The organism is Pseudomonas sp. MIL19 (genome assembly GCF_028680365.1).
In the GTDB taxonomy this organism is placed as follows: Bacteria; Pseudomonadota; Gammaproteobacteria; order Pseudomonadales; family Pseudomonadaceae; genus Aquipseudomonas; species Aquipseudomonas spirodelae.
This window is the reverse complement of record NZ_JAPPVG010000002.1, coordinates 166,731-182,229: the sequence shown is the minus strand read 5'-3', so window position 1 is coordinate 182,229 and position 15,499 is coordinate 166,731. Positions and strand designations below refer to the sequence as shown.

The 15,499-nt window shown below is 59.3% G+C and carries 14 protein-coding genes; 6 read left to right on the top strand and 8 right to left on the bottom strand.

Annotated elements, in window-relative coordinates:
* Positions 1-29: 29 nt before the first annotated feature.
* Both N1078_RS02600 and N1078_RS02595 read right to left on the bottom strand, forming a co-directional pair.
* On the bottom strand, positions 30-1,616 hold the full coding sequence (locus N1078_RS02600) for an ABC-F family ATPase (protein ID WP_274086642.1): 1,587 nt from the start codon (positions 1,614-1,616) through the stop codon (positions 30-32).
* Positions 1,617-1,621: 5 nt separating this feature from the next.
* Positions 1,622-1,792, bottom strand: coding sequence for an integrase (locus N1078_RS02595; protein ID WP_337993293.1), 171 nt, complete (start codon positions 1,790-1,792; stop codon positions 1,622-1,624).
* 229 nt (positions 1,793-2,021) lie between these two features.
* Between N1078_RS02595 and N1078_RS02590 the strand changes: the two genes are divergently transcribed.
* The 6 genes from N1078_RS02590 (at position 2,022) to nahK (ending at position 10,861) form a co-directional block, all read left to right on the top strand.
* On the top strand, positions 2,022-2,348 hold the full coding sequence (locus N1078_RS02590; RefSeq protein ID WP_274086641.1) for a hypothetical protein: 327 nt from the start codon (positions 2,022-2,024) through the stop codon (positions 2,346-2,348).
* Positions 2,349-2,536: 188 nt separating this feature from the next.
* Positions 2,537-4,972, top strand: a complete 2,436-nt coding sequence (gene pqqF / locus N1078_RS02585) for a pyrroloquinoline quinone biosynthesis protein PqqF (RefSeq protein ID WP_274086640.1) — start codon at positions 2,537-2,539, stop codon at positions 4,970-4,972.
* A 315-nt stretch (positions 4,973-5,287) separates the two neighbouring features.
* Positions 5,288-6,472, top strand: coding sequence for a porin (locus N1078_RS02580; RefSeq protein WP_274086639.1), 1,185 nt, complete (start codon positions 5,288-5,290; stop codon positions 6,470-6,472).
* A 165-nt stretch (positions 6,473-6,637) separates the two neighbouring features.
* Positions 6,638-7,030 (top strand): hypothetical protein, encoded by a 393-nt coding sequence (locus N1078_RS02575; RefSeq protein ID WP_274086638.1) that lies wholly within the window; start codon positions 6,638-6,640, stop codon positions 7,028-7,030.
* 95 nt (positions 7,031-7,125) lie between these two features.
* Positions 7,126-8,280: a nitric oxide-sensing protein NosP gene (gene nosP, locus N1078_RS02570; RefSeq protein ID WP_274086637.1), complete on the top strand. Its 1,155-nt coding sequence runs from the start codon at positions 7,126-7,128 to the stop codon at positions 8,278-8,280.
* Entirely contained in the window at positions 8,219-10,861 is a 2,643-nt protein-coding gene (gene nahK / locus N1078_RS02565) for a hybrid sensor histidine kinase/response regulator NahK/ErcS' (protein ID WP_274086636.1), read from the top strand. The genes nosP and nahK overlap by 62 nt, the downstream gene beginning before the upstream one ends.
* Before the next feature lie 54 nt (positions 10,862-10,915).
* On the opposite strand, the gene N1078_RS02560 is transcribed toward nahK, so the two are convergent.
* The 6 genes from N1078_RS02560 to N1078_RS02535 form a co-directional block, all read right to left on the bottom strand.
* On the bottom strand, positions 10,916-11,470 hold the full coding sequence (locus tag N1078_RS02560; RefSeq protein ID WP_274086635.1) for a cysteine hydrolase family protein: 555 nt from the start codon (positions 11,468-11,470) through the stop codon (positions 10,916-10,918).
* Positions 11,471-11,559: 89 nt separating this feature from the next.
* Positions 11,560-12,225 carry a response regulator transcription factor gene (locus tag N1078_RS02555; protein WP_274086634.1) on the bottom strand — a complete coding sequence of 222 codons (666 nt, stop codon included), beginning with the start codon at positions 12,223-12,225 and terminating at the stop codon, positions 11,560-11,562.
* A 54-nt stretch (positions 12,226-12,279) separates the two neighbouring features.
* Positions 12,280-12,834 (bottom strand): PQQ-dependent catabolism-associated CXXCW motif protein, encoded by a 555-nt coding sequence (locus N1078_RS02550; RefSeq protein ID WP_274086633.1) that lies wholly within the window; start codon positions 12,832-12,834, stop codon positions 12,280-12,282.
* A 129-nt stretch (positions 12,835-12,963) separates the two neighbouring features.
* On the bottom strand, positions 12,964-13,758 hold the full coding sequence (locus tag N1078_RS02545) for an ABC transporter permease (RefSeq protein ID WP_274086632.1): 795 nt from the start codon (positions 13,756-13,758) through the stop codon (positions 12,964-12,966).
* A gap of 40 nt (positions 13,759-13,798) precedes the next feature.
* The gene (locus N1078_RS02540) at positions 13,799-14,527 is read right to left on the bottom strand and encodes an ABC transporter ATP-binding protein (RefSeq protein ID WP_274086631.1); all 729 of its coding nucleotides are present in this window, start codon (positions 14,525-14,527) and stop codon (positions 13,799-13,801) included.
* Complete coding sequence (locus N1078_RS02535) at positions 14,524-15,489, bottom strand: YVTN family beta-propeller repeat protein (protein ID WP_274086630.1); 966 nt, start codon at positions 15,487-15,489, stop codon at positions 14,524-14,526. Before N1078_RS02535 ends, N1078_RS02540 begins: the two co-directional genes overlap by 4 nt.
* Positions 15,490-15,499: the final 10 nt, after the last annotated feature.

The window sequence follows — 15,499 nt, the reverse complement described above, 5'->3', positions numbered from 1 at the left end:
CCGGCGTCTGGCAAGGTGTTCGCCAACTCTTAGACGATCACGCCCTGGCTGCGCAGGTAGTCGTCGTAAGTGCCGCTGAAGTCCGTGATGCCATTGGCCGACAGCTCGATGATGCGCGTGGCCAGGGAACCGACGAACTCACGGTCGTGGCTGACGAAGATCAGCGTGCCGGGGTAATTTTCCAGCGCCAGGTTGAGTGCTTCGATGGATTCCATGTCCAGGTGGTTGGTTGGTTCGTCCATCACCAGCACGTTAGGCTTTTGCAGGATCAGCTTACCGAACAACATGCGACCTTGCTCACCGCCTGAGATGACTTTTACCGACTTGAGGATGTCATCGTTGCTGAACAGCATGCGCCCAAGGGTGCCGCGGATCATCTGCTCGCCGGTGGTCCACTGGCCCATCCAATCGAACAGGGTGTCGTCGCGTTCGAAGTCGTGGGCGTGATCCTGGGCGTAGTAGCCCAGCTCCGCGCTATCGGTCCATTTCACGCTACCGGCATCCGGGGTCAGTTCGCCGACTAGGGTGCGCAGCAGGGTGGTTTTACCGATACCGTTCGGGCCGATAATCGCCACGCGCTCGCCGGCTTCAACCTGGAAGCTGAAGTTCTTGAACAGCGCTTTGCCGTCAAAGCCCTTGGCCATTTTGTCGATGATCACTGCCTGGCGATGCAGCTTCTTGTTCTGCTCGAAACGAATGAACGGGCTGACGCGGCTGGACGGCTTGACCTCGGCCAGCTGGATCTTGTCGATCTGCTTGGCGCGCGACGATGCCTGCTTGGATTTCGAGGCGTTGGCCGAGAAGCGGCTAACAAAGCTTTGCAGCTCGTTGATTTGCGCCTTCTTCTTGGCGTTGTCCGACAGCAACTGCTCGCGAGACAGGGTTGCAGCGGTCATGTACTCATCGTAGTTGCCCGGGAACAGGCGCAGCTCGCCGTAATCCAGGTCAGCCATGTGGGTGCACACGCTGTTGAGGAAGTGACGGTCGTGAGAAATGATGATCATGGTGCTGTTGCGCTGGGTGAGGATGTTTTCCAGCCAGCGGATGGTGTTGATGTCCAGGTGGTTGGTTGGCTCATCGAGCAGCAACACTTCCGGATCGGAGAACAGTGCCTGCGCCAGCAATACGCGCAGTTTCCAGCCCGGCGCGACTTCGCTCATCGGGCCGAAATGCTGCTCCAGCGGAATACCCAGGCCGAGCAGCAACTCGCCAGCGCGGGACTCGGCGGTGTAGCCGTCCATTTCGGCGAACTCACCTTCGAGCTCGCCGACCTTCATGCCGTCTTCTTCGCTCATTTCCGCCAGCGAATAGATGCGATCGCGCTCGGCTTTGACCGCCCACAGCTCTTCGTGACCCATGATCACGGTATCGATCACCGTAAATTCTTCGTAGGCAAACTGGTCCTGGCGCAGCTTACCCAGGCGAACATTCGGCTCCAGCATCACCTGGCCACTGGATGGCTCCAGATCATCACCGAGAATTTTCATAAAGGTCGACTTGCCACAGCCGTTGGCCCCGATCAGGCCATAGCGATTGCCACCGCCAAATTTGACGGACACGTTCTCGAAAAGTGGCTTGGCGCCGAATTGCATGGTGATGTTAGCGGTGGAGATCAAAAGTCTTACCTATTAATGACTTGCGGCTTGCTGAATGGTGTTGATAGCGATTGGATACCAATATTCAGCTGTTCCAGTTTGCTCCAGATGGAGCTTGAGTTGATCCAGCGGGCGCACATCGACACCAACATCAGGGCGTTACGGCCCAATGGCTGAGTGATCAATGCGGGGTTCATACCGGATATTCCGCGTATTGTCGCATAGGTATGACGGCAGTTATATGGCAGCGCTTTGCGCGGGCTCGCCGAAATACCACGCGCTTACAGCGCGAGCCTAGGTCTTAGCCCCTGCCGCTCAGACGGACAAACCAACTTTCCGACAAGCTGACTTTGTTTAGGTGAGGCCCTTTGTCCTGCAGCCGAACCGTGTAGAATCCGCGCCCCCAAAAATGCAGGAGACAACACGTTGGCAATTCATTACTCCACGCTTCAGGACAATGTTGCATGCGGGCGAACAGGATTGAGCCTAAAAAGTACTCAGGATGTTACTCAGGTTTCATGCAAGCTTTGCCTGCGCACCGTTGAAAAGGGCGCTGCAGAGCCAGTACGTAAAACACCCACCCTTGCCGAACTGCGTGCGGCGGCCAAAGCCGCGAAAGCTGCCCAGTTAGCGGCTGAAACAGCGAAGCCGAAATCCACCTTGAGCCCTCGCGCTGCCTGGTTGCAACGGCTGCAACAACTGCCAGGTACAAACCGCATGCCGCGCGGCGTCGCTAAACAGGCATTTATCTAAGCGCGGCGACTCTCCATAGACGCGCTAGAACTGCCGCAGCGGGCGATTCAGGGGTAGGCGCTGACTACATCTAAAGAACAATTGTGCTGCGCTGTCAGGCAGTCGATCCTCGTTCTTTCATGTTTGCTGCGGCTTTGTCCGTTATGCCTAATCTGCCTGCTTGCACCTCTGACCAGCGCATACAACCGGTGAGCCGCCATCTGGAAAACGGCTTGCCGGTCATGCTGCTCAGTCAGCCTTGGTTAAGCCATGCAGCGTTGTGTTTGCGGGTCAATGCCGGCAGTCATGACGAGCCGCTGGCTTATCCCGGATTGGCCCACTTTCTCGAGCATTTGCTGTTTCTTGGCGGTGAAGGATTCACTGCTGAGCAGCGCTTGATGCCGTTTGTGCAAGCCTGTGGCGGGCACGTGAATGCGAGCACGCAGGCGCGTTACACCGAATATTTCTGTGAAGTACCGGCGGCGTCTCTGGACGGCGCGCTGGCACGGCTGCTGGATATGGTTGCCCAGCCGATTTTGGCGGAGGTTGACCAGGTCCGCGAGCGTGAAGTGGTGCATGCGGAATTTATGGCCCGTGGTCAGGATGCCGATACCTTGCTCAGTGCCGCGTTGGGGCAGGTGTTGGCGGATGGGCATCGAAGTGCGGTGTTTCAAGCGGGTAATCGCGACAGCCTGCCGGTGGCCGAGGTGGCCTTCCAGCAGGCGTTGCGGGCTTTTCATCGGGCGTTCTATCACGCCGGTAATTGCCAACTGAGTATCGTTGCGCCGCAGCCGATTGAGCAGCTTTACGCCTTGGCGCAACGTCATGGGCGGGTTGTGGCCGATGCGATGGCGACGCCACGTGTGTTGCCGCTGCCGATGTTGCCATGGCGTACTGAGCATTTGCGCCTGAACCTGCCTGGTGCAATGGACAGCCTGTATCTTGGCTTTGCCTTGGATTTACCTGAGGCCTCAGCAGTTGAAACCTTGGCTTGGCTGCAAAGCTGGTTATTGGATGAAAGCTCTGGGGGGCTGGTTGCGGGCTTGCGCGAGCGTGGTTTGGCTCAGGGCCTGCAAGTACAGGTGCCTTACTGCCATGGCGGTCAGGCTTTACTGCTGGTGAGTGTGTGTGGCGCGGCATCAGCGCCTGACTGCCTTGCCTTGCTGTTGGACTGGCTGGCTTTTGTTAATACACATGCTGACCCTGCGCGTTGCCTCGAAAGTTATCTGCAGATTCAGCCTCATCGCCTGCATGGCATGACGCCACTGGCCTTGGCGCGTTACTGGCAAGAGTCGTCGCACGCTGACACTGAAACGCTGAGCATACTCTTGCAGCAATTGCAGGAGCCGCTGCGCCGCTGCACAGTGACGGCGGATAACGACGTATTGCCTGGCTGGCCCGGTGCGGGTTTTCCCTTGCGTATGGCGTGTGCTCCCGCATTGTCATTACCAGCCCTGCGTGGTTACTGGCAGTTGCCTGGGCTCAACCCCTTATTGCTACCGGCGCAGCAGCTGGGTGCGGTGCTTAAGGTTTCAGCTGGTTTCGCCTGGCTCCCCGCGCCCAAGGCTGTTACTGACCAGCCTGTTCCTATGGCCGTCTGGCACGCTCGCTGCTGCTTTACCGAGCCACTTGAGACTGAGCTGTTGCTTGGGCTGGCGCAGGTTAGCTTGCGTGAGGTTCGCCAACACCTGGCTCAGCTTGGCATTAACCTGACTCTGGATGCCGAGGCCGCTAGTTTGAGTGTGTGTTTGCAGGGCAGTGCCAGCCTGTTGCCACGTGCGATAGCACTGCTCATGCCGGCACTGCTGCACGCCGATGCTGCACACTGGCGCTCAGCGGTTGAAAGTGCCGCGCTTGAGCGCCAGGCCATGCCAATCCGTCAGCTCTTGGCGAATTGCAGCGAATTATTCCGTCGGCAGCCTATTGATAACGTCCGGCTTGATCTGGCAACGCTGCAGCAGCGCTATCGTCAGGTACACGTCGAAGCGCTTGGTGTGGGGCTGGATGCGTGCGAGCAACAGCAGGTTGAAGCGCTGTTTAGCGCAGCGCACCCATTGCCGGTGTCAGCCGGTTTGCCCTTAGTTGCCTCTGGGCAGCATTGGCGGACCTTGGCGGCAGAGGGCGAGTCGGCGCTGTTGCTGTTTTGCCCGCAGCCCGATGACTCGGCGTTGACCGAGGCTTGCTGGCGCGTGCTTGGGCATCTGCATCAGGGCGCGTTCTATCAGCGCCTGCGCAGTGAGCTGCAGCTTGGTTATGCGGTGTTTTGCAGCTACCGGCAGATCCAGGGCCGGCGTGGGTTGCTGTTTGGCGTGCAGTCACCGAGCTGCAATGGAGCGGCGATTGTTGAGCATATTCAGGCATTTTTGCAGGCGCGTAACACTTGCCTGCTTGAGCTGAATCACCCTGCATTGGCCTGCGCCACTGATGCCCTGAGTCGTCAGTGGCAAGTGCAATCGCGCAGCTGCGAAGGGCTGGCTGAGCACGCCTGGCAGGCGCATCTGGCGGGCTTGTCCGCAGAGCATGGCGACACTGTGCAATTGGCGCTGCAGCAGCTAGATCCGGACGCCGTACTGCAAGCGCAGCAGGCGCTGAGTCAGGCCGTTGGTGGCTGGTATGTGCTGAGCAACCAAGCACCATCCCGCTAAATCTGCCGCAAACCCACACCCAGTAATGCCCATGCGCCGTTGCGCGCCACTTCCTGAACCTATGGTTTTTTATGCGCTATTTACGGCGGGCGTTGTGCTGCCGGTGAATTAGTTCCTCTACTACCTTGGGTGGTCATCCTTGTGGCTTGGCTCGACTGGCCAGTTAGTCCTACATCGTTTCGCTGCACACCCTAGGCCGCTCCAAAGCAGCAAGCAAACAGCGCTATTGCAGCGTATGGCGGCTGTCTGGGCTTTTCGATAATCGCCTCCGACCTGACTGACCATTGCCGGTCGTCCCTTCCAGCGGAGAGTGTTATGAACAACAAGAAGATCGCCAGCACCCGATTCCTGCCCCTGACCTTGGCTGCCGCCGTTGCCTTGGTCACCGCTCAACAGGCTGCCGCCGAAATTGTTCTGTATGACCAGGACGACACCACCTTTTCCACTGATGGCTACATCAATGCCTTTTATGTGACCAGCGATGTTGACCGCGAGGGCGAGCAATTCGACCGCCGTCAATCGCGGGTGAAAATGGGCTTTTTGCCAAACTGGATCGGTTTTAACTTCGGCAAGCAGATCGATGGCCTGCAGCTCGGCGGACGTTCGTCGTTCTGGGTCACCATTAACGACAGTGAAACCAACGGCACCGATACCGCCATCGATGTGCGTCAGTTCTACGGCACTGTGGCCTCGCCAGAGTGGGGTGAAGTGCTGGTCGGTAAGGACTTCGGGCTGTTCTCGCGCTCGAACATCTTCCTCGATGAGTTGCTGGCCGGCTACGGCAACGTCAGCGATACCCTGGGCCTGGTCGATGGCACGGGCGTCTCGTTCGGCAATATCGGCACCGGCTACCCGTACCCGTTCCCGACCTCACAGATCACTTACCGCAACAACAACCTGGCTGAAGGCCTGCGCGTCGCTGTGGGCATCATGGACCCGGTGGACACCAACGATGACAGCGCCGTGGGCAAGTCCTACCAAGAAGAGCCGCGCTTCGAGTCGGAGGTCAGCTACCAGTTTGATCTGGGCGGGGCGACCATCTACTCCTGGCTCAACGGCGCCTACCAAACCTCGGAAAACACCGATAGCACGGTTGATACCGTGACATCCCAAGGCCTGGGCTACGGCGTACAGGCGAAGATGGCCGGCTTCTCGGTCACTGCGTCGGGCTTCCAGGCTGAAGGGATCAACCCGTTCTACACCAACAACCCCGGTGAAGCCACGCTGCGCGAGATCGACAGCGAAGGCTACCTGCTGCAGGGCTCCTACACCTTCGGCAAAAACCGCGTGGCGCTGTCCTATGGCAAAACCGAGGATGACGGCAACGGTTTGGGCACTGCCGCTGATTACGAGACCCGCGGTGTCGCCTACTTCCGCACTATTAACGACAACCTCAAGCTGGTTGCTGAATACAACCAGTACGAGATTGATGCGGCGCAGGGCAGTGGCCTGGGCGAAGACACCAACACCTTCGCGGTGGGTGCCGTACTCAGCTGGTAAGCAGGCCGTTCAGGCCGGGCAGAAGTTGCCCGGCTTTAGCTGGAGGTTGCCATGCACCTGGATGTACTGCTGATTCTGCTGCCCTGCAGTGGCGTATTACTGGCGCTGCCCATTGTGTTAATGCGCTGTCTGTAACTCCCAAAAGTTACATTCAAGGACGACCCGATGCTTGGTTTATGGAGTGCTTACGCCTCGCAGTACCTGTTGATTCTGGTGCTGGCGACCACCCTGGTGTTTGCCTTGCCGATTTTCTGTATCCCGCTGATTTGGGCCCGCTTGATGGGCTGGAAGATTCCGACCCATACCGATCTGGCCGTTTACTTCGGCCGCTGTCTGGGTGCCTTTATTCTGATTCTCGAAGCCATGATGCTGCGCGCCGCGCTGACCGGCGAGGCCATTGATATGGTCTTCGAGATGCTCGCGGCAGTCGCCGTGATGATGGTCATCGTCCATGTCTATGGCGCCCTGCGGCGTATTCAGCCGCTCAGCGAAACCCTGGAGATCGGCTTCTATAGCGCCATGCTGGTGCTGACGCTGCTGTTCTGGCCCGCTACTTAGGGATTAGTCCTGCGCTACTCAAGTGGCATGGGGCGGCGCTGGCTAGCTTCGTAGAATGTCCCCATGAATTAAAGTGTTTTGCATTAGGGGCCGCTATGCCGCATACGCTTACTGAAGGTGTGGTGACCGCCACCTCTAACGCCACGGATGTCGAGCTGGTGGCCCAGGAATTAGCCCGCCAGCTGATTCATCCGCATCTGGGCTTCGTGTTGTTTTTCTGCTCGGCTGAATATGACCTGCAAGGGCTCGGTGAGTCACTGGATCAGTACTTCGGCGGGATCAAGCTGGTGGGTTGTACCAGCGCCGGTGAGATCACCGCCGAGGGGTATGACCGTGGTTGCGTCAGTGCCATTGGTTTTGATCACCGCAGTTTCTCGATTGCCAGCGCGCTGATCGACGAAATGGAGCGCTTCAGCCTGATTGATGCGCAGCAACTGGTCGAGCGCCTGGTCAGTGATTGCCGCAACAACGAGCTGGCCAGCATCAAGGGCCACAGCTTCGCCCTGACGCTACTCGACGGTTTGTCCAGCCGTGAGGAAGTGGTGCTGGGTGCACTCAGCGCGGCGTTAGGCAGCATTCCGCACTTTGGCGGCTCAGCCGGTGACGACAACCACCTGACCCACACCCACGTTTATTACAACGGTGAGTTCCACACTGGAGCCGCCGTGGTGGTGCTGTTCAATACCTGGCTGGACTTCGAGGTGTTCAGTACCCACCACATTTTGCCGCGCACCGAGAAACTGGTGGTGACCCGCGCCGACAGCACCAGTCGCACTGTCTATGAACTCAATGCCGCCCCGGCAGCGCAGGAGTATGCGCAGTTGATTGGCGTGCCGCTGAGTGAGCTGAATCACCGCCTGTTTGCCGCTCACCCACTGGCCGTGCGCATTGGCGGGCAGTACTACGTGCGCTCGATTCAGCGGGTCAATGATGACCTCAGTTTGACCTTCTACTGCGCGGTGGAGAACGGCATCGTGCTGACTGCCATGCAGCCAGGGCCGCTGCTGCCAGACCTGCAGAGCGTGTTTGACGGGTTGCGCGAGCGCCTCGGGCCGTTACTGCTGACCATTGGCTGTGACTGTTTTTTACGTCGTATGGAAATCGAAGGGCGCGATGGTGTTGACGCTATTTCGGATTTTTTGCGCAGCCAGAAGGTGATTGGGTTCAACACCTACGGAGAGCAGTTCAATGGCATGCATATCAACCAGACCTTCACCGGAGTTGCCATTGGTCGCCCCACTTACGGCTGATGCAGCTGAGCTGCAGGCACGCTGCAGTGAGCTGGAGCGGCAGAACGATAAGCTGCGGCAGATCAACAGCGCGCTGATTGAGCGGGTCGAGTCGGCCCATTCTCGCGGTGACGACGCCTATGCGGCGTTCCAGCATTCGGTGGTACTGGCCGAGCAGGTGCGTGAGCGCACCGATGCGCTGAACCAGGCTATGGCCGAACTGAAATCCAGTAACCAGTTGCTCAGCGATGCACGCCTGCGGGCGGAAACGGCCCACCATCACCTGATTGATGCGATCGAGAGCATTTCCGATGCCTTTGTCTTGTTCGACCGTGAGCAGCGCATTGTGCTGTTCAACAGCCGCTTCAAATCATTCTGGGCCGGCAGCCGGGCACGTATCTCCGCCGGCACGCGTCTGGCGGAGATCAAACGCTTAAGCAAAAGCACGGGTCTGGTGGTCGAGGAGCAGCGCAGCAACCGCGATGACAACATGCTCTACCGGCTGCAGGACGGACGCTGGGTGCAGGTCAGCGAGCGGCCGACCCGCGAAGGCGGGCTGGTGATCCTTTACACCGATATCACTGAGGTCAAACTCAACGAAACCATGCGCCGCGAACAGGCTCTGGCGCAAAAGTCGCGGCTGTTGCAGCGGGCCATGGACAACCTGTCTCAGGGCATGGCGATGGTTAATGCCGAGGGCCAGTTGGAGTTGTGGAACCACCGCTTTCTCGACCTCTGCGGCCTGGCGCCGATCAATGCCCATCGGCCGTTTGCCGAGGTCATGGCCGACAGTGAGCTGGCGCTGCTTACGCCCGCCAGCCGCGACGCCAACGGCAAGCAGATCGAGGAAATGGAGCTGTGCCTGTTTGATGGGCGCATGCTCGAAGTGCGTACCCATCCGCTGCCCACCGGCGGCTTCGTCAATACCTTCACCGACATCACCGAGCGCCACCGCCACGCCAAGGCGCTAAGCGAGAGCGAGCGCTGGATTCGCCTGATCACCGACCACGTGCCGGCGCTGATTGCCTACCTCACGGCGGACCTGACCTATCAGTTCACCAACAAAGTGTACGAGGAATGGTACTGCTGGCCGCGTGGCGCAATGCTCGGGCAGAGCCTGCGTGTGGTGCATCCTGAGGAGCACTGCCGACGCCTGGAACCGTTTATTGAGCGTGCGCTGTCTGGCGAGAGCGTGACCTTCGAGTTTGCCGAAACTAACCACAACGGCCAGGAGCGTTACATGCTGCGCTCCTATGTGCCCAATCGGTTGGCCTGCGGCGAGGTGGTGGGGATCTTTGTGCTGATCCGCGACATCACTGAGCGTCGGCGTACCGCCGAAGCGCTGCATCAGGCCTACCAACACTTGGAGCAACGGGTGCGTGAGCGCACCGCTGAGCTGACTGACCTGAATAACCAGCTGCGCCGCGAGATTGATGAACGTACGCAGATGGAAGCGCGCCTGCGTGAAGCCAAAGGCGAGGCGGAGCAGGCCAACCTGTCGAAAACCAAGTTCCTCGCCGCCGTCAGTCATGATTTGCTGCAACCACTCAACGCGGCGCGGCTGTTCACCAGCGCGCTGATGGAGAAACGTGAGCTGGCCGAGAGTGCCAGCCTGGTGCGCAATGTCAGCAACTCGCTGGAGGATGTTGAAAGCCTGCTGGGTACCCTGGTCGACATTTCCAAACTGGATGCAGGGGTGATCAAAGCCGACATTGCGCCTTTTGCGGTCAGCGAGCTGTTGGAGAATCTGGCTGCCGAATATCACCAGATCGCCGGCAGTGAAGGCCTGCAACTGGACTTTGTGCCCAGCTCGGCTGTGGTGCACAGCGACATTCAGTTGTTGGCGCGCATTCTGCGCAACTTGCTCAGCAATGCCATCCGTTACACCAGCAGTGGGCGCATTTTGCTGGGTTGCCGGCGGCGTCGGCAAAGCGTGTCGATTGAGGTGTGGGACACCGGCATGGGCATCGCCGAAGACAAACTGGAGGAGATCTTCCAGGAGTTCAAACGCGGCGACGTGGCGCATTTGAAGCAGGACCGCGGGCTTGGCCTCGGGCTGGCCATCGTCGATAAGATTGCCCGTATCCTGGGCCACCGTGTCCGTGTGGCGTCATGCCAGGGCAAGGGTTCAGTGTTTGCCATTGAAGTGCCGCTGAGCACACGTATGCCGCGCGCGCGTGAGGTACATGACACGCCAAACCTACTGCTGGAACGTCTCAGTGGGTCGCGGATCTGGGTGCTGGATAACGATGCGGCGATCTGCGCCGGCATGCGCACCTTGCTGGAAGCCTGGGGGTGTCAGGTGGTGACCGCCTTGTCGGAAGGGGATTTGGCGCGTCAGGTGGATAATTATCATGCTGATGCCGACCTGCTGATCGCCGACTATCACCTTGATGATGACCATAACGGGGTGGATGCCGTGGCCCAAATCAATGCCCGGCGCAGCTCACCCTTGCCGGCACTGATGATCACCGCCAACTACAGCAACGAGCTCAAGCAGCAGATGCGTGAGTTGGGTCATACCCTGATGCACAAACCGGTGCGACCGATGAAGCTGAAAACCGCTATCAGCCATCTACTGGACCGCAGCGTAGCGGGTTAGCCACACCTTTAGCGCGCCGGCTTCTTTACCGGGCTGCGCTAAAGGTGAGGGCCGTTACGACAGCTTGCTTAGCAGTGTTTCGGTGCTCGCCACATTGGCATAGGCAAACGCCAGTGCGGCCATGTACGCCGCATGAACCTGGCTGGCGGGCACGCTCACCCCGTTGAATTCCAGTGCCAGGGTGGCGCAAGCATCATGCGCCACCGCGCAGCTGTAACCGAAATCGTGGGCCGCACGGGTTACAGCGTCGATGCACATATGGCTCATGGCGCCGCAAATAAGCACTTGGCTAACCCCGGCCTGATCCAGCACCTGTTTGAGCTCGGTATCGCGAAAGCTGTTGATCTGCTGTTTGATCAACACCGCTTCGCCAGGGCGTTCAGCGACCAGTGGATGCACCTCGGCACCCGACGAACCTGGGGCAAAGAAGGGGGCGTCGGCGTTGGCGAACACGTGACGTATATGCACCACTGGCCAGCCTTTTTCACGAAACGCGCTGAGCAGGCGAGCGGCGTTGGCGGCTGCGGCTTCGGTGCCTTCGAGCTGCCACTTACCACCTTGGAAGTAGTCTTTTTGCAGGTCGACGATGATCAATGCTGTTTTAGACATGCGGTTAACCTTTTATTTGGGGAGGGTAGTGCGCGAGTAGGGTGCTAGCGGGCCCATCCGTGGGCGTGCTGGCGCAATAGCTGCGGGGATTAGCGACGCAGGTAGGCCGCGAAATCAATATCGCCAGCTGAAAGAATCGCCTGCACCCGGTTGTGCACATTGAGCTTGCGCAAAATGGCCGAGACGTGGGCTTTGACCGTGGTTTCGGCGATGTCCAGGCTGTAGGCGATCTGCTTGTTAGACTCGCCCTTGGTCATGCGTTCGAGTACCAGCAGTTGTTTGCGGGTCAGCGCTTGCAGCAATTCAGGCGGGAAGCTGTGGTGGTCGTGATGGCTGCGCTGCGAACCGCTTTTCTGGGCGCGGATGATGTCCGGCGGTAGGTACACGTTGCCGTTAAGAATTTGCTGGATGGCATCAGTCATCTGCACCCGTGGCGATGACTTGGTAATAAAGCCGACCGCACCGTAGGTGATGGCCTGCAGGACGATTTGTTTGTCCTGTTCGGCCGAGACAATCACCACTGGAATAGTCGGTGCCTCGTTACGCAGGTTGATCAGGCCATTGAGGCCGTGCATGCCGGGCATGTTCAGATCGAGCAGGATCAGGTCGAGGTCATCGTGCTCCTGGGTCATTGCCAGGGCGCTGTCGAGGTCGGCGGTTTCCATGATGCTGCTGCCGGGGAAGCCGTCACTGATGACGTTATGGATGGCCTCGCGAAACAGCGGGTGGTCATCGGCAATTAAAATTTTGTACATGGCCTTATCACCTCGTTGTTTTGATTATGGTGGGGTTGAGCCGTAACGCTGGGGTTAACGTAGCAAGGGCAAAGGTTGTGCGGGTATCAGGGGCAGGCCGGCTTGTTGCCAGGCATCAATGCCGTCACGGTACCAGTAGAGGTTGCGGTAACCCAGATGATGGGCGCGTTTAATTGCGTTCCAGCCCAGCCAACAATCAGAGCGGCAATAAAACACCAAGGGCCATGCCGTGTTGCCCTGGCTGGCTTGGCGTAGGTGTTCGCTCAAGTAGCGCTGCCACTGCGGCGTCAGCTGACCGTCGCCGGTGTTGGCCAGCCACAGGCTGTTTGGCAGGTTGGCGTGCAGCTCATCCTCGATAAACTGACCATGCAGCCATTGCCGGCGGTAGACATCAATCAGGCGGGTTTGGGGTTGTTCACGCAGCAGCTGCTGCAGCGCCGCGGTATCCAGCGTGCGGGCATTGTCGTGGCTAATGGGTGTGGGGCTGCGGTAATGGCTTAGGCGGTAACCTTCGGCTGAAAACAGCGGGGCTTCGGCCAGTGCAGCGCTGGTCAGCAACAAACTAGCCATCAGTATCAGGAGCTTTGGCAGCGCCAGGCAGTGTTTCATCGCCTTTCTTCTCGGTTCTTTTTATCGTTCTATTACAGGGCAATGTTGCTGCTTTGGGAATTCTACGTTGGAGATGAAAACCAGTACCAAAGTACTAGAGCGCAGGCCTGCTGGCTGTGCTGGCGCCCCTTAGGCATTGCCCTTGCGCAGCGCCGCATGCTGCGGGTTGAAGGTCAGCACGGCGAGTACGGCGAACAGCAGCGTCAGGCCCAGACACACGGCCAGCGCCAACGGGCTGAAGCGTTGATAGAGGGCAAAACGCACCAGCTCCACCGCATGGGTAAACGGGTTGAGGGCGCACAACCAGTAGAGCCATTCATTGGCCTCACGCATCTTCCACAGCGGGTAGAGCGCTGAGGAGAGGAAGAACAACGGGAAGATGACGAAATTCATCACCCCGGCGAAGTTCTCCAACTGGCGAATGCCGTTGGACAGCAGCAAACCAAGCGCGCTGAGCATGAGTGCCACCAGCAGCAGCGCCGGCAGTGCGCTGAGCAATCCCCAGGCGGGCGGTTGCACGCCGTAGACCCAGGCAATGGCGAGAAAGGCATACACCTGCAGCAGCGAGATCAGGGCAATGGCCAGCAGCTTGGCGGCCAGCAGAAAGGCACGTGGCAGTGGGCTGGTCAGCAGAATACGCATGCTGCCCATTTCACGGTCATAGACCATCGACAGCGAGCCCTGCATGCCGTTGAACAGCAAGATCATGCAGGCCAGCCCCGGCACGATGTAGGTCTCGTAAGTGATGTAAGTGTCGTACGGCGCGATGATGGCGATGCCCAGCGCGGCGCGAAAACCGGCGGCGAACACCAGCAGCCACAGCAGCGGCCGCACCAGGGCGCTGAAGAAGCGGCTGCGCTGCAGGACAAAGCGCAACCACTCGCGCTGAACGATGCCCTGCAGGCAATACCAATAGGCGCTCATGGGCGAGGCTCCAAGTGAAAGAAGGCCGTTGATAGGGCTGTCATGGATGATGCTCGCTCCCTGTGAGGCGGGCGAAGGTGGCGGCCAGGTTGGCGTCAGCGCGGCTGATTTGAGCAACGCCACCCTGGGCGACCAGACGGCTGCGATTGAGGATCAGCAGCTCATCGTGGTGCTCAACTTCATCGAGCAAATGGGTGGTCCACAGCACCGCAAGCGCATGCTCAGCGCACAGCTGGCGCACATGCTGGTTCAGCGCCAGGCGGCTGGCCGGGTCGAGACCAGCGCTGGCCTCATCGAGCAACAGCAGGCGTGGGCGATGCAGCAGGGCGCGGGCAATTTCCACGCGGCGACGGTGGCCACCATTCAGTGCACGCACTTTCTCATGGCGGCGTTCATCGAGTTGCTGGCGCGCCAGTTCCTCGTCGATGCGCGCCAGTGCCTCGCGCTTGCTTAAACCATGCAGGGCCGCGTGATAGGCGAGGTTCTGCTGCACCGACAGGTCCAGATCCAGGGTGCTTTGTTGAAACACCACACCCAGTTGCCGCAGCGCCTGGCGCGGGGCGCTGCGTAGGCTGTGGCCGAAGATGTGGATATCGCCCTGTTGCAGGTCGTAGAGCCGGGTGAGCAGGGCGATCAGGGTGGATTTACCTGCGCCATTCGGGCCCAGCAGCGCGCTAAAACTCCCCGCAGCAACGCTGAAACTAACGTCCTGCAGAGCTTGGCGCTGGCCGTAGGCAAAACTCACGCCCTCTACCTGAAGTGCACTCATGGTGTGACAACCACGCCCCAAGGGTAGCGGCCGACCTTGATCGATTTGCTGACCTTGAGCGAGTCGACATCAATCACCGAAACATCGCCGCTAACGCCGTTGGTGGTCAGCAATTGCTTCTGGTCCGGGGTAAAGGCCAGGTGCCAGACGCGGCGGCCAACCAACAGGTAATCGAGGATCTCATAGCTCTTGGCGTCGAGCACCGCCACGTGGTTGGCCGGACCGAGTGCGACAAAGGCGTACTTGCCGTCGTCACTCAGCTTTACGCCCACCGGTTGCACTTTGTCCGGGTGCACGCCCTTGATCTGGAAGGTCAGGACTTTTTCGATCTGCTTACTGGCCACATCAATCACGCTGACCGTGCCACCAATCTCGGCCGAGGCCCACAGGCGTTTGCCGTCCTTGTCGAATTCGACATGGCGTGGGCGCTGGTCGACCAGGGTGTTGTCTACCAACTGCTGGGTGCTGGTGTCGATCCAGTGCAGCATGTTGGTGGTTTCACTGGTGTTCACCGCCCACTTGCCATCCGGGCTTACGGCCATGCCTTCGGGCTCGACGCCCACATCAATCTGCCCCAGCACTTCGTCGCTCTGGGTATCCACCACCGTCACTAGGGCATCGTCTTCGTTGGAGATGTACAGCCAGCGATCGTTGGGGTGCAGGGCGAACTGCTCGGGGTCGGCGCCGGAGGGCAGTTCCTTGATGATTTTGCGCGTGGCCAGGTCCATCACCTGTACGCGGTCCGAGTCGCTGGCGCAGATGTACAGCAGCTTGTTGTCACTGGAGAGCAGCAAGCCGCGCGGCCGCTGGCCGACCTCCAGGGTGGCGGTGACCTGCAGGCTGTCCAGGTCGATCACGCTGATGCTGTCGTCTTTTTCGTTGGACACATAAGCCGTGGCCGCCAGGGCGCTGTGGCAACTGAGACTAATGGCGATGGCGCAGGCAAGGCGAGTAAGACGCATGGGGTTGATC

Coding starts and splice junctions, on each gene's coding strand:
- N1078_RS02595 (WP_337993293.1), bottom strand. CDS start 1,792: ATGAACCCCGCATTGATCACTCAGCCATTGGGCCGTAACGCCCTGATG.
- N1078_RS02580 (WP_274086639.1), top strand. CDS start 5,288: ATGAACAACAAGAAGATCGCCAGCACCCGATTCCTGCCCCTGACCTTG.
- N1078_RS02575 (WP_274086638.1), top strand. CDS start 6,638: ATGCTTGGTTTATGGAGTGCTTACGCCTCGCAGTACCTGTTGATTCTG.
- nosP (WP_274086637.1), top strand. CDS start 7,126: ATGCCGCATACGCTTACTGAAGGTGTGGTGACCGCCACCTCTAACGCC.
- nahK (WP_274086636.1), top strand. CDS start 8,219: ATGGCATGCATATCAACCAGACCTTCACCGGAGTTGCCATTGGTCGCC.
- N1078_RS02560 (WP_274086635.1), bottom strand. CDS start 11,470: ATGTCTAAAACAGCATTGATCATCGTCGACCTGCAAAAAGACTACTTC.
- N1078_RS02555 (WP_274086634.1), bottom strand. CDS start 12,225: ATGTACAAAATTTTAATTGCCGATGACCACCCGCTGTTTCGCGAGGCC.
- N1078_RS02550 (WP_274086633.1), bottom strand. CDS start 12,834: ATGAAACACTGCCTGGCGCTGCCAAAGCTCCTGATACTGATGGCTAGT.
- N1078_RS02545 (WP_274086632.1), bottom strand. CDS start 13,758: ATGAGCGCCTATTGGTATTGCCTGCAGGGCATCGTTCAGCGCGAGTGG.
- N1078_RS02540 (WP_274086631.1), bottom strand. CDS start 14,527: ATGAGTGCACTTCAGGTAGAGGGCGTGAGTTTTGCCTACGGCCAGCGC.
- N1078_RS02535 (WP_274086630.1), bottom strand. CDS start 15,489: ATGCGTCTTACTCGCCTTGCCTGCGCCATCGCCATTAGTCTCAGTTGC.